The sequence below is a fragment of the Antrihabitans cavernicola genome, assembly GCF_008297975.1.
GTDB classification, from domain to species: Bacteria; Actinomycetota; Actinomycetes; order Mycobacteriales; family Mycobacteriaceae; genus Antrihabitans; species Antrihabitans cavernicola.
Window position 1 is genome coordinate 650,078 of the sequence record NZ_VLNY01000002.1, and the last position, 21,643, is coordinate 671,720.

20 protein-coding genes are annotated in these 21,643 nt (G+C 64.5%); 12 read left to right on the forward strand and 8 right to left on the reverse strand.

Annotation, left to right across the window (positions count from 1 at the left end; translation table 11 throughout):
* Positions 1–37 precede the first annotated feature (37 nt).
* From FOY51_RS06800 to cofC, 3 genes are all read right to left on the reverse strand, one after another.
* Positions 38–979, reverse strand: a complete 942-nt coding sequence (locus FOY51_RS06800) for an NUDIX hydrolase (RefSeq protein ID WP_149429399.1) — start codon at positions 977–979, stop codon at positions 38–40.
* Between the two features lie 39 nt (positions 980–1,018).
* Positions 1,019–3,247, reverse strand: coding sequence for an RNA degradosome polyphosphate kinase (locus tag FOY51_RS06805; RefSeq protein ID WP_371830411.1), 2,229 nt, complete (start codon positions 3,245–3,247; stop codon positions 1,019–1,021).
* 68 nt (positions 3,248–3,315) lie between these two features.
* On the reverse strand, positions 3,316–4,071 hold the full coding sequence (gene cofC, locus FOY51_RS06810; RefSeq protein WP_187776205.1) for a 2-phospho-L-lactate guanylyltransferase: 756 nt from the start codon (positions 4,069–4,071) through the stop codon (positions 3,316–3,318).
* A 111-nt stretch (positions 4,072–4,182) separates the two neighbouring features.
* On the opposite strand from cofC, the gene FOY51_RS06815 reads away from it, so the two are divergent.
* Both FOY51_RS06815 and FOY51_RS06820 read left to right on the forward strand, forming a co-directional pair.
* Positions 4,183–5,181, forward strand: coding sequence for an NAD(P)H-dependent glycerol-3-phosphate dehydrogenase (locus FOY51_RS06815; RefSeq protein WP_149429401.1), 999 nt, complete (start codon positions 4,183–4,185; stop codon positions 5,179–5,181).
* Between the two features lie 46 nt (positions 5,182–5,227).
* Entirely contained in the window at positions 5,228–6,322 is a 1,095-nt protein-coding gene (locus FOY51_RS06820; RefSeq protein WP_235916159.1) for a D-alanine--D-alanine ligase family protein, read from the forward strand.
* A gap of 12 nt (positions 6,323–6,334) precedes the next feature.
* Here FOY51_RS06820 and FOY51_RS06825 read toward each other — a convergent pair whose 3' ends face one another.
* Complete coding sequence (locus tag FOY51_RS06825; protein ID WP_149429403.1) at positions 6,335–6,910, reverse strand: DUF3515 domain-containing protein; 576 nt, start codon at positions 6,908–6,910, stop codon at positions 6,335–6,337.
* A gap of 113 nt (positions 6,911–7,023) precedes the next feature.
* On the opposite strand from FOY51_RS06825, the gene FOY51_RS06830 reads away from it, so the two are divergent.
* From FOY51_RS06830 to FOY51_RS06845, 4 genes are read left to right on the forward strand one after another with little or no spacing between them, the layout of a single operon-like run.
* Positions 7,024–7,983, forward strand: a complete 960-nt coding sequence (locus FOY51_RS06830) for a thiamine-phosphate kinase (RefSeq protein ID WP_149429404.1) — start codon at positions 7,024–7,026, stop codon at positions 7,981–7,983.
* Positions 7,984–8,002: 19 nt separating this feature from the next.
* Positions 8,003–8,527 carry a gamma carbonic anhydrase family protein gene (locus FOY51_RS06835; protein WP_149429405.1) on the forward strand — a complete coding sequence of 175 codons (525 nt, stop codon included), beginning with the start codon at positions 8,003–8,005 and terminating at the stop codon, positions 8,525–8,527.
* Entirely contained in the window at positions 8,524–9,198 is a 675-nt protein-coding gene (locus FOY51_RS06840; protein WP_149429406.1) for a uracil-DNA glycosylase, read from the forward strand. Before FOY51_RS06835 ends, FOY51_RS06840 begins: the two co-directional genes overlap by 4 nt.
* Complete coding sequence (locus tag FOY51_RS06845; RefSeq protein WP_371830412.1) at positions 9,195–10,055, forward strand: alpha/beta fold hydrolase; 861 nt, start codon at positions 9,195–9,197, stop codon at positions 10,053–10,055. The genes FOY51_RS06840 and FOY51_RS06845 overlap by 4 nt, the downstream gene beginning before the upstream one ends.
* A gap of 30 nt (positions 10,056–10,085) precedes the next feature.
* Here FOY51_RS06845 and FOY51_RS06850 read toward each other — a convergent pair whose 3' ends face one another.
* The 3 genes from FOY51_RS06850 to rpmB are packed head-to-tail and all read right to left on the reverse strand — an operon-like array spanning position 10,086 to position 11,650.
* Positions 10,086–10,889, reverse strand: coding sequence for an enoyl-CoA hydratase-related protein (locus tag FOY51_RS06850; RefSeq protein ID WP_149429407.1), 804 nt, complete (start codon positions 10,887–10,889; stop codon positions 10,086–10,088).
* Positions 10,886–11,398, reverse strand: coding sequence for a GNAT family N-acetyltransferase (locus FOY51_RS06855; RefSeq protein WP_235916161.1), 513 nt, complete (start codon positions 11,396–11,398; stop codon positions 10,886–10,888). The genes FOY51_RS06850 and FOY51_RS06855 overlap by 4 nt, the downstream gene beginning before the upstream one ends.
* A 60-nt stretch (positions 11,399–11,458) precedes the next feature.
* Positions 11,459–11,650 (reverse strand): 50S ribosomal protein L28, encoded by a 192-nt coding sequence (gene rpmB / locus FOY51_RS06860; RefSeq protein ID WP_068100597.1) that lies wholly within the window; start codon positions 11,648–11,650, stop codon positions 11,459–11,461.
* 222 nt (positions 11,651–11,872) lie between these two features.
* On the opposite strand from rpmB, the gene FOY51_RS06865 reads away from it, so the two are divergent.
* From FOY51_RS06865 to FOY51_RS06875, 3 genes are all read left to right on the forward strand, one after another.
* Entirely contained in the window at positions 11,873–13,486 is a 1,614-nt protein-coding gene (locus tag FOY51_RS06865; RefSeq protein ID WP_149429408.1) for a DAK2 domain-containing protein, read from the forward strand.
* 8 nt (positions 13,487–13,494) lie between these two features.
* A complete protein-coding gene (gene recG, locus FOY51_RS06870) occupies positions 13,495–15,738 on the forward strand; it encodes an ATP-dependent DNA helicase RecG (protein ID WP_149429409.1) in 2,244 nt (747 codons plus the stop codon).
* A 145-nt stretch (positions 15,739–15,883) separates the two neighbouring features.
* The gene (locus tag FOY51_RS06875; RefSeq protein ID WP_149429410.1) at positions 15,884–16,492 is read left to right on the forward strand and encodes a hypothetical protein; all 609 of its coding nucleotides are present in this window, start codon (positions 15,884–15,886) and stop codon (positions 16,490–16,492) included.
* 5 nt (positions 16,493–16,497) lie between these two features.
* On the opposite strand, the gene FOY51_RS06880 is transcribed toward FOY51_RS06875, so the two are convergent.
* Entirely contained in the window at positions 16,498–17,919 is a 1,422-nt protein-coding gene (locus tag FOY51_RS06880) for a short-chain fatty acyl-CoA regulator family protein (RefSeq protein ID WP_149429411.1), read from the reverse strand.
* A gap of 135 nt (positions 17,920–18,054) precedes the next feature.
* Between FOY51_RS06880 and prpD the strand changes: the two genes are divergently transcribed.
* The 3 genes from prpD to FOY51_RS06895 are packed head-to-tail and all read left to right on the forward strand — an operon-like array spanning position 18,055 to position 21,637.
* The gene (gene prpD, locus FOY51_RS06885) at positions 18,055–19,578 is read left to right on the forward strand and encodes a 2-methylcitrate dehydratase PrpD (protein ID WP_149429412.1); all 1,524 of its coding nucleotides are present in this window, start codon (positions 18,055–18,057) and stop codon (positions 19,576–19,578) included.
* Entirely contained in the window at positions 19,578–20,489 is a 912-nt protein-coding gene (gene prpB / locus FOY51_RS06890) for a methylisocitrate lyase (protein WP_149429413.1), read from the forward strand. The genes prpD and prpB overlap by 1 nt, the downstream gene beginning before the upstream one ends.
* On the forward strand, positions 20,489–21,637 hold the full coding sequence (locus FOY51_RS06895; RefSeq protein WP_149429414.1) for a bifunctional 2-methylcitrate synthase/citrate synthase: 1,149 nt from the start codon (positions 20,489–20,491) through the stop codon (positions 21,635–21,637). The genes prpB and FOY51_RS06895 overlap by 1 nt, the downstream gene beginning before the upstream one ends.
* The last annotated feature ends 6 nt before the right edge of the window (positions 21,638–21,643 follow it).

Sequence of the window (21,643 nt, forward strand, 5' to 3'; positions counted from 1 at the left end):
CCAGGTTCGCCTGGGAGGTCGTTTTGTGTGTGCTCTGCTAGTTGGGGACCCCGCCGATGATCGGTAGCGGGCTGTCGACGTGGTCGGCGGCAACGAGCTTGTCGTTCGACAGCGACAGCACCCACATGCTCGCCTTGCGGTTGCGGGCGGGCGGTAACGAGATCCCATCCCGCTCGGCCCACCAGCGCACCAGGTCGGGAATGACCTTGCCCTGGCTACAGATAACGCGCACGCCGCTCTTGGACGCGATCTTACGTGCGCGTGCTCGACCTCCGTCGCGGTCTGCCGCGTAATCCTCTTCGGACAGTAGCGGTTCGAGCTTTATGTCTACTTTCAGAGAATCGGCCAACGGCTGCACCGTGCGGACGCACCTGGTCCGATCGGCCGAATGAACGTGCGTCGCACCGAAGGCTGCGAGTTGCGGCTCCAGCGCAGCAGCTTGCTTACGGCCGAGAGTGTCGAGCGGTCGCAGTCGATCGTCGCCCCGATATCGCTCGCTACGACCGGCTTTCGCGTGTCGAACGATCAACACGGTCTTGGTGTCCGCCGGATAACGCAGAAAGCTGCGTAGCACCTGCCTGTCGACGGGATACGACAATTCGTCCACCGCGTGGTCGGCGGGCACCCAGCGAAGTTCGTCCACTTCGTTGTTCGGAACGAACTTTCCGGCTGCCGCCTCCGCCGCCCAGTAGTCCACACGCTTGAGCTTGCGGTGCCCGGGAACCGCGTACGTGACCCGCGAAATGTGGCGGCCCAGACGGCATCCGATGCCTGTTTCTTCGCCGACCTCGCGGGTGGCGGCGATGATGGCGGTCTCGCCCGACTCGATCTTTCCCTTCGGAAAGGACCAATCGTCGTAGCGGGGGCGATGAATCAGTGCTACCTCGGCTTCGCCGGGTGCGGTCGGCGACGCTCGCCACAGGACGGCGCCCGCAGCGAAAATGTTTGCTTTGACTGGTCGATAGGCGACGGAACTCACTGGGCCCCTTCAGTGGGTTGACGGAATCGATCGCGGTTGTCAGGAACTGCGCGCGCGGCGCTGCCGCATGAACTCCTCCTGGTAGTCACTGACCTGTTCACCCTCAGCAGGGGATGCCACCCAACTCCCGTCGGATTGGAGCACCCAGCAACGGGTCGTGGGATCGAGTGCGGAATCGAAGATCTCGTTCAGCTGCCCGCTCAGGCGTGGATCCTTCACCTGCGCCATCACTTCCACGCGCCGGTCGAGGTTGCGGTGCATCATGTCCGCGCTGCCGATCCAGAATTCGTCGGCGCCCCGGAAATGCAGGATGCGCGAATGCTCGAGGAATCGGCCGAGAATCGAACGGACTTCGATGTTTTCGCTCATACCGGGGACCCCAGGTTTCAGTGCGCATATTCCGCGGACCACCACCTGAACGCTGACACCCGCCTGTGATGCTCGATAGAGCGCATCGATTACTTGCTCGTCGACAAGGGCGTTGGCCTTGAGCCGAATACCGGATGTGCGCCCAGCGAGTTTGTTCTCGATCTCGGCATTGATCCGCTCGATGATTCCTTTGCGGACGCCGTACGGCGCGACAAGAAGATTGCGGTAGTTCGTCTTTCGGGAATACCCGGTGAGCGAATTGAACAGATCGGTCAGATCGGATCCGATATCGGGATTGGCGCTGAGCAACCCCACATCTTCATACAGCCGTGCGGTTTTCGGATTGTAATTGCCGGTTCCGATATGGCAGTACCGGCGGATTGTGGATCCTTCTCGACGCACCACCAGACACGTCTTGCAGTGGGTCTTCAGCCCGACCAGCCCGTACACGACATGCACGCCGGCCTGTTCCAGTTGCCTCGCCCATTTGATGTTCGCCTGCTCGTCGAACCGGGCCTTGATCTCGACGAGTGCGACGACCTGCTTTCCCGAACCGGCAGCGTCGATGAGCGCGTTGACGATCGGCGAGTCACCCGACGTGCGGTAGAGCGTCTGCTTGATCGCAAGCACCTGCGGATCGGCGGCGGCCTGCTCGATGAAGCGCTGCACGCTGGTCGAGAACGAGTCGTACGGGTGGTGTACCAGAATGTCGCCCTCGCGCAGGGTGGCGAACACGCTCTTGGGTGTCTCGCGCTCACCGAAAGCCGGATGGGTCGCGGGCACGAATGGTGCGTCCTTGAGTTGCGGCCGATCGACGCCGTACACCTGCCACAGGCACGAAAGATCAAGCAGCCCAGGGACCTGGATGACATCTCCCGGGTCCACGTCGAGTTCGCGCAACAACAGATCGAGCATGTGCTCGGTCATGTCGTCCGCTACCTCGAGGCGCACCGGCGAACCGAATCGGCGGCGGGCAAGCTCGCGCTCCAGCGCCTGCAGTAGATCCTCGTCCCTGTCTTCCTCGACCTCGAAGTCCGCGTTGCGGGTGATTCGGAAGATGTGGTGCTCCACAATTTCCATGCCAGGGAACAGCACGTCCAGGTGCGCCGCGATGAGTTCCTCCATCGGAAGGAACGCTGCGATGGATGCCGCGGTGTCGCCGCGGCGGACGCGGATGAACCGGTCGACGTTGTCCGGCACCTTCACTCGGGCGAAGTGCTCGCCACTGGTGGAATGGTCCTTGACGGTGATCGCCAAGTTGAGGCTGAGCCCACTGATGTAGGGGAACGGGTGTGCCGGATCGACCGCCAGCGGAGTCAGTACCGGAAACACCTGCTCGTGGAAGTACGCGGACAACCGCTGGCGCTCATCGGCGTTCAGGTCGCTCCAATTGATGATCGCAATGTTGTGAGCGGTCAATTCCGGGAGAACCGAGCCGAGGAAGACCCGCGCCTGTTTGTTGGCGATCTCCTGAGTGCGGTCCGCGATCAGCGAAAGCTGTTCGCGCGGCGAGAGTCCGTCGGCAGAGCGGACCGACAGTCCTGTCTCGTCGCGACGCTTGAGCCCGGCAACGCGCACCATGTAGAACTCGTCGAGGTTCGACGCGAAGATAGCGAGGAACTTAGCGCGCTCCAACAGCGGCAGCGACGTGTCCTCGGCGAGCGCGAGTACACGGGAGTTGAAATCGAGCCAGCTCAGTTCGCGGTTGAGGTAACGATCCTCGGGCAGTCCTGCCGCGGCCGCGTCGGCCTGCTTGGTTGCGGCCGGGGGAGCCGTCGGAATCGCCGGTCCGGCAGCACCGTTGTCGGGCGGAGTCTGTTTGCCCTCACTCCGATTGCCGTCGGTGACGGTGCTTGTGCGACTGTCTGTTCTGGTTCCGCTCGATTCGGTATTGCTCACGTCCACGATCATCCCTCACATCGCGACCGGGTGACAGTTGGTCCGTTCGATTCTCCGATGAACTTTCCTCACGACCTGTCGTTTTCCAACGAAGCTGTCCAGCCGAACATCTCGAGGTTCGATCGGGTCTGCGGACCGACGCCGATTCGATACGCAAGCTCCAGATCGTCGGGTGTATCGACGTCGAGTCGAAGCCCTGGCCATTCGCCGATCAGTGCTCGTGCGCCCGAATCCAAATGTTTGCGGGCGGAGTCGTGGCCGAAGGCCGGGGCCAGATCGACTGTGCGCGAGCGCATCGCGGCGCTGCGCGACAGTCCGTTGTGCGCGGGGTGGTTTCGCGCGAACAATGCAGCGGTACCGACGAATTGGTGGTCGGCGACGAACGACCGAGCGCCTGCGGGAGTGGCCGCGATCGCGTCGGACAGTTCGGCAGTGGTGAGTGCGGGCAGGTCGGCTTGCAGTGCGACGAGATCGGTGGCGCCGTTGGCTCGAACATGCGCGGCCGCATGGGCGAGCGCCAGATTGAGTCGTGCGTTACCGGAACCGGCGCCGACCGTGTCGACGGGTTCGGGCACTACGCCCGCATCGAGTTCCTCGGCCGCGACCGCGACCGCATCGTCCGGTGTCACGACAGTGATCGACGCAACCTGCTCGGCGCCGCGCGCCGCTGACACGGTGTCGCGGAACATGGCCAGAACGAGTTGCTGCCGCTCAGCCGATGCGAAGTCCCGCGCAAGGCGCGTCTTCGCGTTCGCGAGGCTTTTGACAGCGATCAGCACGTGCACCGCAATCGATGCATCGCTGCCGTTGGTGACTGTGCTCATGGTGGTCAATCCTGCCAGGACCGATGTGCGGCGACGCGAGCCACCGACGTCGTCGCAGGCGATAGGGTTGGCGCCGGATCGTCAGAATGCGGTGCGAACGGAGTAGACGTCATGGTCAAGGCAGCAGTACTCGGTGCGGGATCGTGGGGCACGGCCTACGCAAAGGTCCTGGCGGAAGCGGGAACTGATGTCACGATCTGGGCCCGACGCGACGAGGTCGCCACCGTGATCAGCGAGACGCACGAGAACACTGCCTACCTTCCAGGCATCACGTTGCCGCCCAACATCGACGCGACCACCGATCACGCGGCCGCTCTGAACGGCGCAGGCATAGTCGTGCTCGCCGTTCCCTCGCAGAGCCTGCGCGGAAACCTGAAGCAGTGGACGTCCGCCATCGACAAAGACGCGACGCTGCTCAGCCTGGCCAAAGGCATCGAGAGCGGCACGCTGCTGCGCATGAGTCAGGTGATCGCACAGGTCACCGGCGCCGACCTATCGCGCATCGCAGTGCTGTCCGGCCCCAACCTCGCACGAGAGATCGCCACCCGCCAGCCTGCCGGAACAGTCATCGCCTGCCCTGATTCCGCTCGGGCGATCGATGTGCAGAAAGCTTGTGCCACTGGCTACTTCCGGCCGTACACCAACTCCGACGTCATCGGGTGCGAGATCGGTGGCGCCTGTAAGAACGTGATCGCGTTGGCGTGCGGCATGGCGTCGGGACAGGGCATGGGCGAGAACACGATCGCAAGCATCATCACCAGGGGACTCGCCGAGACCACGCGGCTCGGTGTTGCGCTCGGCGCGAAACCTGCGACCCTCGCCGGACTGGCGGGCGTCGGCGACCTGGTGGCGACCTGCAGTTCGCCACTGTCACGCAACCGCTCCTTCGGTCGCGTACTCGGCGAAGGCGGCACCATGGCCGCCGCACAGGAGGCTGCGCACGGGCAGGTTGCCGAGGGCGTCAAGTCGTGCACGTCGGTGCGCGCTTTGTCCGAAAGCTTCGACGTCGAGATGCCGCTGACCGATGCGGTGCATCGGGTCTGCCACGAGGGCCTGTCGGTGCGCGAAGCGGTCGGCCATCTGCTGGGCAGGCGAATCAAGCCCGAGTGACCCGCCAGGTCACCATGCGGGCGAGCGCGACGGTACGGTTTGTGCCGTGACGAATCGGATCAAGGTAGCCGTGCTGTTCGGTGGCCGTAGCAACGAGCACTCGGTTTCCTGCGTTTCGGCCGGTAGCGTCCTGCGCAGCCTGGACCCGGAGAAGTACGAGGCCGTCCCGATCGGGATCACGCGAGACGGCACGTGGGTGCTCGGATCGTCGGATCCGTCGGCACTGACCATTCGTGATCGGGCGCTGCCGTCTGTCGACGGTGGTGGAACCGAGCTGGCGCTGAGCGCCGACCCGTCCAGGCCGGGCGAATTGATTCCGGTCGGCACCGCGGAGGTGCTGTCGTCCGTCGACGTCGTCTTTCCCGTTCTGCACGGCGCATACGGCGAAGACGGGACCGTGCAAGGGCTGCTCGAGATAGCAGGGCTGCCGTACATCGGCGCAGGGGTCCTCGCGAGTGCGGCTGGGATGGACAAGGAATTCACCAAGAAGCTGCTGGCGGCCGAAGGCCTGCCCGTCGGGGTTCAGGTGGTGCTACGGCGAGGTACCGACACGCTCACCGAAGAGCAGCGCGACTTGCTCGGCCTACCTGTGTTCGTCAAGCCTGCGCGTGGTGGATCGTCGATCGGCATCTCCCGCGTCGCGGATTGGGACGGACTGCCCGCAGCGATCGCCGAAGCGCGTCGGCACGACCCCAAAGTGGTCATCGAAGCCGGCATCGTCGGCCGGGAAGTGGAATGTGGAGTGCTCGAATTCCCGGACGGTCGTGTGGAAGCGAGTGCTGTTGCCGAAATTCGGATGCCGGATACCGCCACCGACGACACCGCGTTCTACGACTTCGACACCAAATATCTCGACGATGTCTGCGAATTCGACATTCCGGCTCGCCTGGACGACGCTGTCAGCGCCGAGTTGCGCGAGCTCGCCGTTCGCGCGTTCGAGGCGCTCGATTGCCAGGGTCTTGCCCGCGTCGACTTCTTCGTCACTCCCGACGGCCCGGTGATCAACGAGATCAACACCCTGCCCGGCTTCACGGCTATCTCGATGTATCCGCAGATGTGGAAGTCGGTCGGGATCGACAACACCCAGCTGGTGACGAACCTGATCGAGACGGCGCTGGCCAGGGGTACCGGTCTGCGATAGTCGGCGAGCTGGCTAGTTGGGCAGTGGACCGGGATCGATCGGCTGCTGCGGGATCACCTGTGTAATGGCATCCGAGACCGACTGCAGCGGTGTGGGGCCGGAGCCGTCCGGGACCGTCAGCCCGATGTAGGTGCCGCGGTCGACGGCGAAGTAGGTGCTCGATTTCATGCCGTCGCTGCCTGCGACCTCGAACCATTCCACGCCGTCGACCACCTGCAACGCGGAAGCCTTGTTGAACTCGAGCGGTCGGTCCAGACCGCACCGCAGGACGATCGGGTCGTTGCCGCCGGACTGTTGCCACGCCTTGGTCGCCTTCGGCGCAGGCGCCGCGAGCTCGGCATTCGAATAGGGGCCCAGATCGTTCGGGAGGGCAGGCAGCAGCGCGGTGCACTGCGGGCCGCCCGCGGCCGGAGCGGGGACCGGTCCGAGCGCGACCGGTTCGGTCGCAGGCACTCGCCCCGCGAGAACGGCTGCCACGATCACCCCGACGATCAGTGCCGCGGGCAACGCTATCGCCGCTGCAACCAGTGCCGGATGTCTGCGCTCACCGGGATCCGGGTTCGCGACGGGCGCGTCCACGTCGGTCATCGGATCGGTCCTTGTCTGATGGATCGGTGCTTGTCTGATGGATCGGTGCGGGGATCGGTACGATCCGGCTGCTACACAACGTACCGGTTGGCCCAACACAGGACGGAGATGTCATCGACAACGGACCGGCACCACGCACTGTCGCAGAACTGGGTGAGTTCGGCGTGATCGAACGGATCACGCGAGACCGTCGAGCATCGCCCGCCGAATCGATCGGCCCCGGCGACGACGCCGCTGTGCTTGCCGCGCCGGACGGCCGAGTCGTGGTCACCACCGATATGTTGGTGCAGGACAGGCATTTTCGGCTCGACTGGTCCGATCCGGACGATATCGGTCACAAGGCAATCGCCCAGAACGCGGCCGACATCGCGGCGATGGGCGCACGCGTCACGGGATTCGTCGTCGCGCTCGCCTGCCCACCCGACACCACGCTCGATTTCGTCGATCGCCTCAACAAAGGCATGTCCGACGAGGCCGCTCGGGCCGACGGTGCGATCGTGGGCGGCGATCTGGTGCAAGCACCGATTCTGGTCATCTCGATCACGGCGATGGGCGATCTGGGTGATCGGGCGCCGGTGCTGCGGTCGGGCGCGAGGCCCGGCGATGTGGTCGCCGTCGCTGGCACGCTGGGCCGCTCGGATGCCGGATGGGCTGCACTGCGGGCAGGCAGGCGCGATCTCACGGACGTGATCGACGCGCACCGCGCGCCACGACCGCCGTACGCGGCAGGGATCACCGCCGCAGATCGGGGAGCGACGGCGATGTCGGATGTCTCGGACAGCTTGCTTGCGGACCTCGGCCATATCGCGACTGCCTCCGGTGTCGCAATCGATGTTGCGTTGTCTGCGCTCGCGGACCCCGTGCTCGACGCTGCAGCGCGCGAACTCGAAGCCGATGCCAGGCAGTGGGTCTTGACCGGCGGCGAGGATCACGCGCTGGCGGCGACATTCCCTCCAGACGTCGCGTTACCCGAAGGCTGGACGACGATCGGACGGGTCGAGGCCGGCGCCGGAGTTACCGTCGACGGTGCCGCGTGGTCCGGCAATTCGGGCTGGCAAAGCTTCACCGTGTGATACCCGCTAGGTTGCAGAGATGGCTGTCTATGCGCTCGGCGATCGCGAACCCGATATTCACCCGGAGGCGTACGTCCATCCCGACGCCGTCGTCATCGGTGCGGTCACCCTCGCCAAGGGTGCATCGGTGTGGCCGCAGGCCGTGCTGCGCGGTGACTACGGGACCATCACCATCGGTGAGGACACCAATATCCAAGACGGTGCGGTCATTCATTGCACCCCGATCGATGCGACGGTGATCGGCGCTCGTTGCGTGGTGGGGCACAACGCACACGTCGAGGGTGCGATCGTCGGCGACGAGTGTCTGATCGCGTCAGGTTCGGTGGTACTCAACGGATCTCGCGTCGGTGACGGTGCAATTGTCGGTGCGGGCGCCGTGGTCCCGTTCAAGTTCGACGTGCCACCGCGGCGAATGGCGCTGGGTGTGCCTGCCAAGATCCGGGACGGCTACGAGGTGCCGCTCGGACACACCGAGATCAACGCCAGCATGTATCGGGCGAACGCCTCGTACTACCGTGAATCGCTGCGCAGGGTGGACCTGTGAGCAAACCGCTGAACGAGGTGGTCGAGGCTGGGTGGGCATCCGCTCTCGCGCCTGTCGCCGCCCAGATCACCGCCATGGGCGACTTCTTGCGGGCCGAGAATTCCTCCGGCCGCGGCTATCTGCCCGCGGGTGCCAACGTGCTGCGCGCGTTCACCCAACCGTTCGCCGAGGTACGTGTCCTCATCGTCGGGCAGGATCCGTATCCGACGCCCGGACACGCTGTCGGACTGAGCTTTTCGGTGGCGCCCGATGTTCGGCCTGTGCCGCGGAGCCTTGCCAACATTTTCACCGAGTACGGCACCGACCTGGGTTTGCCGACACCAGCGACCGGTGATCTCACCCCGTGGTCGCAGCAGGGCGTGCTGCTGCTGAACAGGGTACTAACGGTGACACCGGGGACTCCCGCGTCGCACCGCGGCAAAGGGTGGGAAGCGGTGACGGAGCAGGCAATTCGTGCTTTGGTCGATCGACCCGACCCGATGGTTGCGATTCTGTGGGGGCGCGACGCATCGACGTTGAAGCCGATGCTGGGCGATGTCCCGACCATCGAGTCCGCGCATCCGTCGCCGCTGTCGGCGTCGCGCGGGTTCTTCGGATCCAGGCCGTTCTCACGAGCCAACGAGCTACTCGACGAATTGGGCGCGGACCCGGTGGATTGGCGGCTGCCGTGACCGACCCCGCAGCGCGACGGGTGACCTTCACCGGGTTCGGTGGCATCGAACTGGTCGGCGATATGTGGGGCGACTCCGACGGTCCGTTGGTGCTGCTGCTGCACGGCGGCGGGCAGACGCGGCACTCGTGGAAGTCGACCGGTGCGCGTCTCGCCGCGAGTGGGGCTCGCGTCGTCGCTTTGGATGCGCGTGGCCACGGCGAGAGTGCATGGTCCGTGGAACGCGACTACCGGCGTGAAGCCATGGCACGAGATGTGGTTGCCGTGCTGGACGAGCTCGGCGAACCCGCGGTGCTCGTCGGTGCGAGCATGGGCGGGCTCAGTGGGCTATACGCGTCCACACTTGTCGGGCCCGACAAGATTTCCGCGCTCGTCCTGGTGGACGTGGTGCCACGTCCCGAGGAGGCCGGCATTCTCAGGGTCATCGGGTTCCTCACCCAGCATCGAGAAGGATTCGCGACGCTCGACGAGGCGGGCGCGGCGGTGGCCGCCTATCTGCCGCATCGACCGAAACCGCGCAGCACCGAAGGCTTGCGACGCAACCTCCGCCACCGCGACGGCCGCTGGTATTGGCATTGGGATCCGGAGATGTTCGACGGTACTCAGGACGATCCGAACCAAGTGGTCGCAGGGCTGGAAGCCGCGGCGCGTAATCTGTCGATCCCGGTGCTGCTGGTGCGGGGCCAGCTGTCCGATGTCGTCAGCGAACGCGGTGTAGCGGACTTCCTGGAGTTGGTCCCACACGCGCAGATTGCCGAACTGAGCGGAGCTGCTCATACCGCTGCAGGAGACGACAACGACGCGTTCACTCAGGCCGTGTGCGACTTCGTCGTCGCGCACGGCGTGCACGCGCGCTAGTGGATTCAGCGTGCACGCGCGCTAGTGGAATCAGGTCGCGTCGCGTCCGATCTCCGAGAAGTTGGGACGACGCTTCTCGATGAACGCGTCGACGCCTTCTCGACCCGCGGGTCCGTTCGCGGCCGCCGAGATGGATGCTGTCTCGCGGTCCAGTTGATCGGAGAGCGTGCTGGTCTCGGATGCGTGCAACAGTGCCTTGATCCCCGCATAAGCCGAGTTCGGTCCGGACGCGAGGGTGCGGGCAAGGCGCAGCGCCTCTTCCTGGACAACCTGGTCGCCGACGAGCCGGGCCAGGATGCCGAGCCGCACGGCTTCTTCACCGCCGAGAACTGCATCGGTGAGCAGGATCTCCGCGGCTCGACCAGCTCCGACGATGCGAGGCAGTCGCCACGACATGCCGCCGTCGGGGGTGAAGCCGATGCCCGGATACGCCGGACGCATCTTGGTGGCGGGCCCGCCGATGGCGATGTCGGCGGCGCAAACCAGGCTCATGCCCGCGCCCGCTGCCCAGCCCTGCACGCCGACCACAACGGGGACGGGTGCGCGGTCGAGCAGACGGAGAAAGTCGTGCAGGTGCTCGGCGACACCACGAACGTAAGCACCACGGTCGTCGGCGGCTGCGAACGCACGCACGTTGCCGCCCGCGCAGAAGTTGGGGCCGGTTCCGACCAACAGGACGGCGCCCACGCTCGGATCGAGTTCGCGCAGTGCAACGGTTCCGGCCTCGATACCGTCGAAGTCGAGCGAAGTGCCGTTGGCAGCAGTGGAAACCGTGATGCACAGGACGCCGTCTTCGAGCACAACGTACTCGACAGCGGTGGGGGATTCGGTCATTCTCGCACCCTATCGGGCGCCGTTCCGAGGGCCTGGCGGCGGATCATTCGAACCTCCATGACACCGCTGAACGGTTCGAGTCGCCGTGCGCCATCGGCGTCGAATCCGGACTTTCGGTAGAACGCCTCGGCGCGCGGATTGTCATCGAAAACCCACAGCGCCACGGGGTCGGGTCCGATCGCGGCGTCGAGCAAGGCCGTCGCAATCCCGGAGCCGTGAAACGAACCCCGCAGATACAGTGCGTACAGCTCGCGGTCGACGGGAGCGCCCGGATCGCGAGTCGGTCCGGAGCTGCTGAAACCGATTACCACGCCGTGGTCGAGTGCAACGAACGTCTTGGCTGTTCCGCTTCGCCTGATCCGTTCCCACTGCTCGGCGCGTTTGTCCACGTCGAACGCGGCCAGCACGTGGTCGGGGACCATGCCACGGTACGACTCGCGCCAGCAGTCGATGTGGCATTCGGCGAGGCTTCGCACATGGTTGGCGCCGAGTTCGCGGATGGGGTGCACACAGACAACTGTGCCCCGGTGCAATCGCACCGGGGCACAGTTGGCGTTGAGCGTGTTGCGTCAGCCGCGGACGACCTTGCCTGCCTTGAGGCAGGAGGTGCACACGTTGAGGCGACGGGTGTTACCGGGCGCGACCTGCGCACGGACGGTCTGAATGTTCGGGTTCCAGCGACGGTTGGTACGCCGGTGCGAATGCGAAACCGACTTCCCGAAGCCGGGGCCCTTGGCGCATACGTCGCAGACGGCAGCCATAGTCGCGAACTCCTTGATTTCGTTAGGGTGTGTCTTGCTTCTTGTCATGGTGGCCCTGCGCGGTACCGATAAACCACAGTGACCAGCGCTAGGCAACCCTGCAAGAGTAGCCGTAGCGGCTTCGATCCGCCAAACCGGTGGTCGTCGGCGAATCGTTGTCCCCGGCAAACGCTAACCTGACGGAGTTGGTCGGCATACCGGAGGCTTGGAGGGCTAGGCGCGGTGCTCGAGGTCCTTGAGGCGGTCGACGGCGACGCATTGCAGCGCTGGGGCCAGGCCTGCGTCGATCGTCTGACATTGCGTTGCGACGAGATCAACAACCTCAACGTCTTTCCGATCCCGGATTCCGATACCGGGACCAATCTGCTGTTCACCATGCGTGCGGCCATGGACTCGGTGACGAGAAACACAGGCGATTCGGCCAGCGCACACGAGGTCGCGATGGCCATGTCGCGCGGCGCGACGACGGGGGCGCGGGGCAACTCGGGAATCATTCTTTCTCAGGTGATGCGCGGACTCGCCGTGTCCAGCGCCGACGGCCCGTTCACCGCGGCCACCTTGCGGGCGTCACTCGAGCTCGCGGCCGGATTGGTTCGCAATGCCGTCAGCGTTCCTGTCGAGGGCACGATCATGACGGTGCTCGACTGCGCGGCGTACGCCGCAGGCCGGTGCGCGGAGGACGCATCGATTTCCGAGGTTGCGCGGGCAGCCGCCGACGCCGCCGCAGAGGCACTGGCCGCGACTACCGACCAACTCGACGTGCTGCGAGATGCGGGCGTCGTCGACGCGGGCGGGCTCGGTCTCGTTGTGATGCTCGACGTGCTGGTCGGTGTGATCTCCGGACGCGAGCCGGAGCGGACCTTTGCTCGCAGCGAGCCCAGTCGCGATGTTCGTCCGACGCCCACCTTGGCCAGCGAGCAGTACGAGGTGATGTACCTGGTCGCCGACAGCGACGACGAGCGGATCGCCGAACTGCGGACGCGGCTCGGTGCGATCGGCGACTCGGTGATCATCGTCGGGGACGGCGACGGCGGGTGGTCGGTGCATGTGCATTGCGCTGACGCAGGTGCGGCTGTCGAAGCCGGTTTGACGGCGGGCGCCTTGAGTCGGGTTCGCATCAACTGCTTTGCCCTCGACGCGGCGAGCCACCAGGTGGTCGAGGTTACTCATTCGGGAATCGCCGATCGCGCAATTCTCGCGGTGGCCGAAGGAGATGGCGCCGCAGCATTGTTCGAAAGCGAAGGCGTCATCGTGCTGCGCTGCGACGAGCCGATCAGCGCGATTCAATTGTTGGCGGCCATTCGCAACGTTGCGCATCGCGAAGTGTTGGTGCTGCCCAACGGAGCCTTGTCTGCCCACGAACTGGTCGCGGTCAGTGTGGCGGCCCGCGACGCGAACCACGAGGTGGTGCTGCTGCCGAGTTCCTCGATGGTGCAGGCACTTGCGGCGATCGCCGTGCACGATCCGCAGCGAATCGCAGTCGACGATGCCTTCGCGATGTCGGAGTGCGCATCGGCAACTCGGTGGGGATCGCTGCGAATAGCCGACGAACGCGCGTTGACGTTGGTGGGCACCTGCGAGCCGGGCGATGGGCTGGGACTGATCGGAAGAGAAGTCGTGGTGATCGAAAAGGATGCGGAGTACGCGGGAACGCAATTGCTGGATCGCGTACTCGGATCGGGCGGCGAGCTGGTGACCATGCTGGTCGGTGGCAACGCCCCGACGGAGCTGATCGATCATCTGGCATCGCATGTCGCGCAACACCATCCGGGTGTAGACGTGATGATCTATCCAGGTGGGCAGCTCGGCGACCTGGTGCAGCTCGGTGTGGAATAGGGGAGTCCATGGCAACTCTGACAGATCGACTCGATCACCTGCTCGGTAACAAGGCGGCCACGCCGCTGGCCGAGGCATTCGACATTCAGACCGTCGAAGACCTGCTCCGGCACTATCCCAATCGCTATGCGACGCAGGGTCAGCCGCTCACCGAGGGGATGCCCGCCGACGGTTCGCACATCACGATCATCGGTGTGGTGGACAAGGCCGACCTGCAGCCGATGAAGAATCGCAAAGGCACCCTGCTTCGGGTCGTGATCGCGGCGGAGAAGCAAAAGGTATCGGCGACGTTCTTCAACGGGCAGAAGGTCAAGCACAACGTCAAAGTCGGTGTGCGCGCGATGTTCTCCGGAACCGCCAAGCACTGGCGTGACAGCTGGGGACTGAATCATCCGAGCTACCTGTTACTGCCGGAACAACGCGGCGAGGACGACATGTTCACCGTCGAGACGGTGAAGGGCGCCGGCGCGTTGAAAGGGATGGCACGCAGCTCGCAGGATCCCGGCAGCGGCGTCGACATGTCGATTTTCGAGCGCGACCTCATTCCGGTGTATCCGGCGACGAGCAAGGTGGAGAGCTGGGACTTTGTATCCTGCATCAGGCAGGTGCTCGATCAGCTCGACCATGTGGACGATCCGCTGCCCGACGACGTTCGGCGCGAGCACCAGCTGATCGGCTTGGACGAAGCCTTACGGCTGGTGCACTTCCCGGAGACCAAAGACGAGGTGAAGCGCGCCCAGGACCGGCTTCGGTTCGACGAAGCCGTTGCGCTGCAACTGGTCATGGCCCAGCGCCGCCACGAGATGCACGGTCGAACCGCACCGCCGTGTCCGCCGAAAGTGGACGGGATCGCCGCGGACTTCGAGGAAATGTTGCCCTTCGAGTTGACGGCGGGACAGCAAGAAGTGGCCGACGAGATATCCGACGACCTGTCGCGTCCGCATCCGATGAGCAGGCTGCTCCAAGGCGAGGTGGGGTCGGGTAAGACGATCGTCGCGTTGCGGGCAATGCTGCAGGTGGTGGACGCCGGCCTGCAATGCGCGATGCTGGCACCGACGGAAGTGCTTGCTGCGCAACACTACCGGTCGCTTCGCACGCTTCTAGGGCCCCTCGGGATCGCGGGCGAGCTGGGCGCAGCCGATCGCGCCACCAAGATTGTGCTGCTGACCGGCTCGATGTCGACCGGTGCCAAGCGTGCTGCGCTCTTGGACGTCGTGACCGGGGAGGCAGGCATCGTCATCGGCACACACGCGCTGATCCAAGACGCGGTCGAGTTCTTCGAGCTGGGCATGGTGGTGGTCGACGAGCAACACCGCTTCGGCGTCGAGCAACGAGATGCGCTACGCGCCAAGGCAAAAGAGGGCATCAGCCCGCACCTGTTGGTGATGACTGCAACGCCGATCCCACGCACCATCGCCATGACGACGCTGGGCGACCTGGAAACGTCGACACTGCGAGAACTGCCGAGGGGACGTTCGCCGATCGTGAGCAACGTGGTGCCTGCCAAGGACAAACCGGCCTGGGTGGATCGGGCGTGGCAGCGGATCGGCGAAGAGGTGTCGAACGGTCGTCAGGCGTACGTGGTGTGCTCGCGAATCGGCGACGGTGCAAAGGACGACGCAGATCCGGAGAAGGCGCAGACGACGCATTCGGTGCTCGACATGTTCGACGAACTGCGCGCAGGGCCGTTGGCCGGTGTGCGGGTCGGCCTGTTGCACGGACGTATGCCATCGGACGAAAAAGACGCGACGATGCAGGCATTCACCGAAGGCGACATCGACGTTCTGGTGTGTACGACCGTCGTCGAGGTGGGTGTCGACGTACCCAATGCCACGGTGATGGTGATCGTGGATGCCGATCGATTCGGCGTCAGCCAGTTGCATCAGCTCCGCGGGCGAATCGGGCGCGGTGGGCATCAGGGGCTGTGCATCCTGATGAGCGAATCGAGTCAGGCCGGGCCGTCCTTTGCCCGGCTGCAGGCTGTCGCGGCAACCAACGACGGATTCGAGCTCGCGATTCTCGACCTCCGTCAACGGCGCGAGGGCGACGTGCTCGGCGCCGCCCAGTCGGGAAGCGATACCAATCTGCGGTTGCTGTCCCTGCTTGACGACCTCGAAACCATCTCTGCTGCACAGGAGTTCGCGCGCACAATCGTCGAAGCCGATCCAGATCTCAGCAATCACCCTGGGCTGAAAGCGATGACCCATGCTGCGCTCGATGAAGAGCGCTTGGAGTACTTACTGAAGTCGTAGGGCGACTTCGCGGACCTTTTTCGTACCTCGCGCCCCCGATCGGGGGAGCGAAGTGTGGATAACTGCCGCGAGGTGCCGCGTAACTCCGACGCCCGCCGGACCGATGTCCCTTTTACGTAGAACGACGCAGACCAGGGGGCTGGACATGGGTGGGTTTCGGAAATTGACGCGCGCGCTGATCGTGGTGGCGGCCATCGCGGTCGGAGCCGCGACTACCGCCTGCGGCGCTGACAGCACGGCACCGGCAAGCACAGCGCCACTTGGCGCGGCGCCGGTCAGTGCCACGTACGAGTCGACTGACGCAGTGCAGCCTGCCGATTCGACCACTGCGGCAATCGCAGAAACTGTCGATCCGGCAGGGTTCTACGGCGATTCCGCCAGCGGCCCCGGCTACTTCTTCCAGTCCCCGACGGGAAACGTCACCTGCGGGATGGGCTTCGACAACGTCAACATCGGGACGGGGTGTCAGGCCAAAGTGTCGGTACCGAGCACCACGGGCGTGACATGCCTCAACGGTGGCAACAGCGTGTATTCCAACTCGCTCATCAGCGGCGCCGCGGTGAGCCGTTGCGTGAACCAGCCGTTCTATGTCGGTGGCAGCGGAACCGGTGAAAACCTCGGTGGCCGGGTCCTCGAATACGGACAGTCCATCTCGATGCGCGGCAGCACCTGCACCTCTACTGTTTCCGGAATCACCTGCTCGGGAGGCGATTTCGGCTTCACCCTCGCACGAGACCGCAACGAAATCCGCTGACGGATCTACGCGTGCGGGTACGGTAGCTCCACGCTGGTGTGTTCGGTAGTGAGGATCGCCCGACCGATCTGTGGAAAGGCGCGCTGGGCGCACGACGGCCGGTCGCACATCTTGCAGCCCGCGCCGATAGGCACGGCGACATCTGCGTCGTCGAGTTGCAGGCCCTTCGAGTAGACGAGCCGGTCGGCGTACTCGATATCGCAACCCAATCCGATGGCGAACGTCTTCTCTGCGTTGCCGTAGCCGTCGCTGTTGCCTGTGGTGGTCCGTGCGATCCAGAGGTAGCGGCGTCCGTCGGGCATCTGCGCGACCTGCGTCAAGATCTTGCCGGGACTCGAATACGCCTCGTGCACCACCCACAGCGGGCAGCTGCCTCCCACCCTCGAGAAATGGAATGCAGTGGCGGACTGGCGTTTCGAGATGTTGCCTGCGCGGTCGGTACGAACGAAGAAGAACGGTACCCCTCGTTGCCCGTGCCGTTGCAGAGTGCTGAGCCGGTGGCAGACGGTCTCGAAGCCGACTTCGAATCGCAGGCTGAGCAGATCGATGTCGTAGTGCAATTCTTCGGCCGACCGCAGGAATCTGCTGTACGGGAGAATCAGCGCGCCCGCGAAGTAGTTGGCGAGCCCGATGCGGGCCAAGGTGCGCGATTCTCCGATCAAGGTATCGCCTGCGACGTCTACGATCGAGTCGATCTTCTTGTCGTGCAACAGAAATGCCAGAGTGGTCGCGATCTGAAACGCACGCTGACCCGGCTGCAGTCTGCGAGCGAGGGTCAAGGTGCGGCTTTCGCGGTCGTAGTGCCGCTTGGGTACCGATCGATCCGCGCCGTCGCCGCGGATGAGGACGGTGACATCGAGCAGTTCGGACATCAGGCGCGCGAGTTGTCGATCGAGCGATCCGATGGTGAGCTTGTGTTCGTCGAAGAGCTGCTCCGCCGCCAGGTCGAGGTCGGGTATGTGATTTCGCCTGTCGTAGAAGAAGTCTCGAACATCCTCGAACGGCATCGGAATTGCGGCTTCGGGTGACTGGGTACCAGCGAGATGAGCGGAGAACTGATCGAGCTGATCGGTCGCTGCATACAATCGGCGATGCATGGTCACCAAAGTCCTTGCCACGCCTGGCATCCTGGCGGCGAGCTCTTCGATCTCCGACATCGGGACGCTGGAGCCTATGGCGGAATCGACGAGGGCTTCGTGGAGATCCGAGACCAGGCGGGCATCCTTGTCGGCGGCGAAGAATTGGACGTCGAGATCGAATGTCGAGTTCAGTTTGAGCAGCACGGCTATGGTCATGGGTCGCTGGTCGCGCTCGAGTTGATTGAGATAGCTGGGCGAGAGATCCAGGGTCTTCGCGAGTGCGGCCTGGGTGAGTCCGCGCTCGTCCCGCAGACGGCGGAGTCGAGCTCCTGCGTAGATCTTGCGCACGACTCAACGGTAGACGCCTGCCTTCGCAAACATCGCAATTTTGCGAAGATCGCAACGCAAAAATAGGCATTTGCGAGGTCTTTTTCCTCCTGGGAGTTGTGCGTAGCGTGCGAAGTAACTGCTTCAGGAGGACGAATGAAAACCCATGTAGTGCGGACACGACGATCGGCCGAGGACTTTCCCGTCAGCGAGCACCTGGCCTGGAAGATCGCGGAAGTCGCTACCGATGCCGTCGAGGTCTCCCCGGATACGGCAGACATGATCGTGAACCGCATCATCGACAACGCCTCCGTTGCAGCTGCGTCGCTCGTTCGCAAACCGGTCGCCAGCGCGCGGCAGCAGGCGATCGCGCATCCGTACAACCCTGGGTCGACTGTGTTCGGACTCCCCGTCGGGCAGCGATTCTCGCCGGAGTGGGCGGCGTGGGCGAACGGTGTCGCCGTTCGTGAACTCGACTTCCACGACACGTTCCTCGCCGCGGAGTACTCGCACCCCGGTGACAACGTTCCGCCGATCCTCGCCGTCGCTCAGCACGCCGGTCGTAGCGGCGCGGACCTGATCCGCGGGCTGGCAACGGGTTACGAGATCCAGATCGACCTGGTGCGGGCGATATGTCTGCACGAGCACAAGATCGACCACGTCGCCCACCTCGGCCCGTCTGCCGCGGCCGGGATCGGAACGCTGCTCGGCCTCGATGCCGACACGGTGTACCAGGCGATCGGTCAGGCGTTGCACACGACGACGGCGACGCGGCAGTCCCGGAAGGGTGCGATCTCCAGCTGGAAGGCGTATGCGCCGGCTTTCGCCGGAAAGATGGCCGTCGAGGCTGTCGACCGTGCGATGCGCGGTGAGGGTGCGCCATCGCCGATCTGGGAAGGCGAGGACGGCGTCATTTCTTGGCTGCTCGGCGGACCGAACGCGGAATACAGTGTGCCGCTGCCAGGCCCGGGCGAGGCAAAGCGCGCGATCCTCGACAGCTACACAAAGGAGCACTCCGCGGAGTACCAAAGCCAGGCGCCGATCGATCTGGCGCGCCGGATGCGCGACCGCATCGGCGATCTGGAGCAGATCGCGTCGATCGTGCTGCACACCAGCCACCACACTCACTACGTGATCGGTACGGGCTCCAACGATCCGCAGAAGTTCGATCCGCATGCTTCGCGCGAGACGCTCGACCACTCGGTCATGTACATCTTCGCGGTCGCGCTGCAGGACGGAACCTGGCATCACCAGCACTCGTACGCACCGGAGCGGGCGCAACGTCCAGACACTGTCGAGCTGTGGAACAAGATCTCGACCGTCGAGGACCCCGAGTGGACTCGCCGCTACCACGCGACCGATCCGGCGGAGAAGGCTTTCGGCGCCAAGGCAGTCGTGACGCTGAGGAGCGGCGAAACGATCGTCGACGAGTTGGCTATCGCCGACGCACACCCGTTGGGTGCCAGGCCGTTCGGACGCGAGCAGTACATCGCGAAGTTCCGCACTCTCGCCGAGGGAGTGATCGAGCCTGCCGAGCAGGATCGTTTCCTCGCGGCGGCCGAGCGCACCGCAGAACTGCGCGCAGGCGAGCTGGACCAGCTCAGTTTCAGCGTCTCCGATGCGGTGCTCGCCGCGCCGAGCGTCCCGAACGGCATATTCGACGCTGGCAGGACCGCCTGATGTCGCGCGTCATCTCGGCGCCGTCCGCCCCCGCGGAGAAGCGAATCGCCTTCCGGAAGGGGTTGGCGTCCGGCAAGATTCAACGCCTGCCCGGTGCCTTCTCTCCGCTGGTCGCGATGCAGGTCCAGCAGCTGGGATTCGAGGGTGTGTACGTATCGGGTGCGGTGCTGTCCGCTGATCTCGGCTTGCCGGACATCGGTCTGACGACGCTCACCGAGGTCGCAGGGCGGGGCCAGCAGATCGCCCGCGTCATCGACCTGCCGACTCTCATCGACGCCGACACCGGTTTCGGTGAGCCGATGAGTGCGGCGCGCACCGTAACCGTGCTCGAGGACGCGGGTATCGCCGGCGCGCACTTCGAGGATCAGGTCAACCCGAAGCGCTGTGGGCACCTCGACGGCAAGGCCGTGGTGCCGACGGGGGAGATGGTGCAGCGCATCCGCGCGGCTGTCTCGGCCCGGCGGGATCCGAACTTCGTGATCTGCGCTCGCACCGATGCTCGGGCTCTCGAAGGGCTGGACGCGGCAATCGATCGCGCGAAGGCGTACATCGATGCCGGCGCGGACATGATCTTCACCGAAGCGCTTGCGGACGAGGCAGAGTTCGAGAAGTTCCGGGCATGCGTGGCAGTTCCGTTGTTGGCCAACATGACCGAGTTCGGCAAGTCCGAACTGTTGTCGGCGCAGACGCTCGAGAATCTCGGCTACAACGTGGTCATCTACCCGGTCACGACACTGCGTATCGCGATGCAGGCCGTCGAGAACGGTCTGCGCACCATCGCCGAAACCGGCACGCAGGAAAGCCTTCTCGACACCATGCAGCATCGGGCACGGCTCTACGAATTGCTGCAGTACGAGAACTACAACGAGTTCGACACAGGCATCTTCAACTTCACGGTCGCGGAGTCATGATGAGTGAGATCAAGAAGGGCTTGGCCGGAGTCGTGGTCGACACGACGGCGATCTCCAAGGTTGTGCCCGAAACCAATTCGTTGACCTATCGCGGGTATGCCGTGCAGGACCTCGCGGCGTCGTGCACCTTCGAGGAGGTCGCCTACCTGCTCTGGTACGGCGAACTGCCGGATCCGGGACAGCTGCAACTGTTGACGCAGCGTGAGCGCGCGCAGCGGCGAGCCGATCGATCGCTGCTGTCACTGGTGGAGAAGCTGCCGGAGAACTGCCATCCGATGGATGTGGTTCGCACCGCCATCAGCTACCTGGGCGCGGAGGACCCGCAGGAGGACGACAGCGCTCAGTCGGCGAATCTCGCGAAAGCGCTCCGGATGACGGCAGTCCTACCCACCGTCATTGCTGCCGATATGCGACGGCGTCGTGGATTGGATCCCATTGCGCCACAATCCGATCTGGGATTCGCAGAGAACTTCCTGAACATGTGCTTCGGTGAAATCCCCGATGCGCGGATCGTCGAGGCGTTCCAGTCATCGCTGATCTTGTACGCAGAGCACAGCTTCAACGCGTCGACGTTCACTGCGCGGGTGGTCACCTCGACCCTGTCGGACATGTACAGCGCCGTCACCGCCGCGATCGGTGCCCTGAAGGGACCGTTGCACGGTGGCGCGAACGAGGCCGTCATGCACGACATGCTCGAGATCGGTGAACCGACCGAGGCGGCGGAGTGGATGCGGCGCAAGCTGGCGGCCAAGGACAAGGTGATGGGTTTCGGCCACCGCGTTTACAAGAACGGCGACTCGCGGGTACCGACGATGCGTGCCGCGTTCGCGGACGTGGCAGCGGTCGCCGGCGGTGAGAAGTGGATCGAGATGTACGACATTCTCGAGTCGACGATGGTGGAGGCCACCGGAATCAAGCCGAACCTCGATTTCCCGACTGGACCCACCTACTACCTGATGGGCTTCGACATCGAGATGTTCACGCCGATCTTCGTGATGAGTCGCATCACCGGGTGGACCGCTCACATCATCGAACAGGCCGGATCGAACGCGCTGATCCGTCCGTTGAGCGAGTACACAGGGGTTCCGCAACGGGAAATCCAGGGCTCATCTTTGCTTGAACGTGACTTTTCCGCGACCGTTTCGTAACATTTG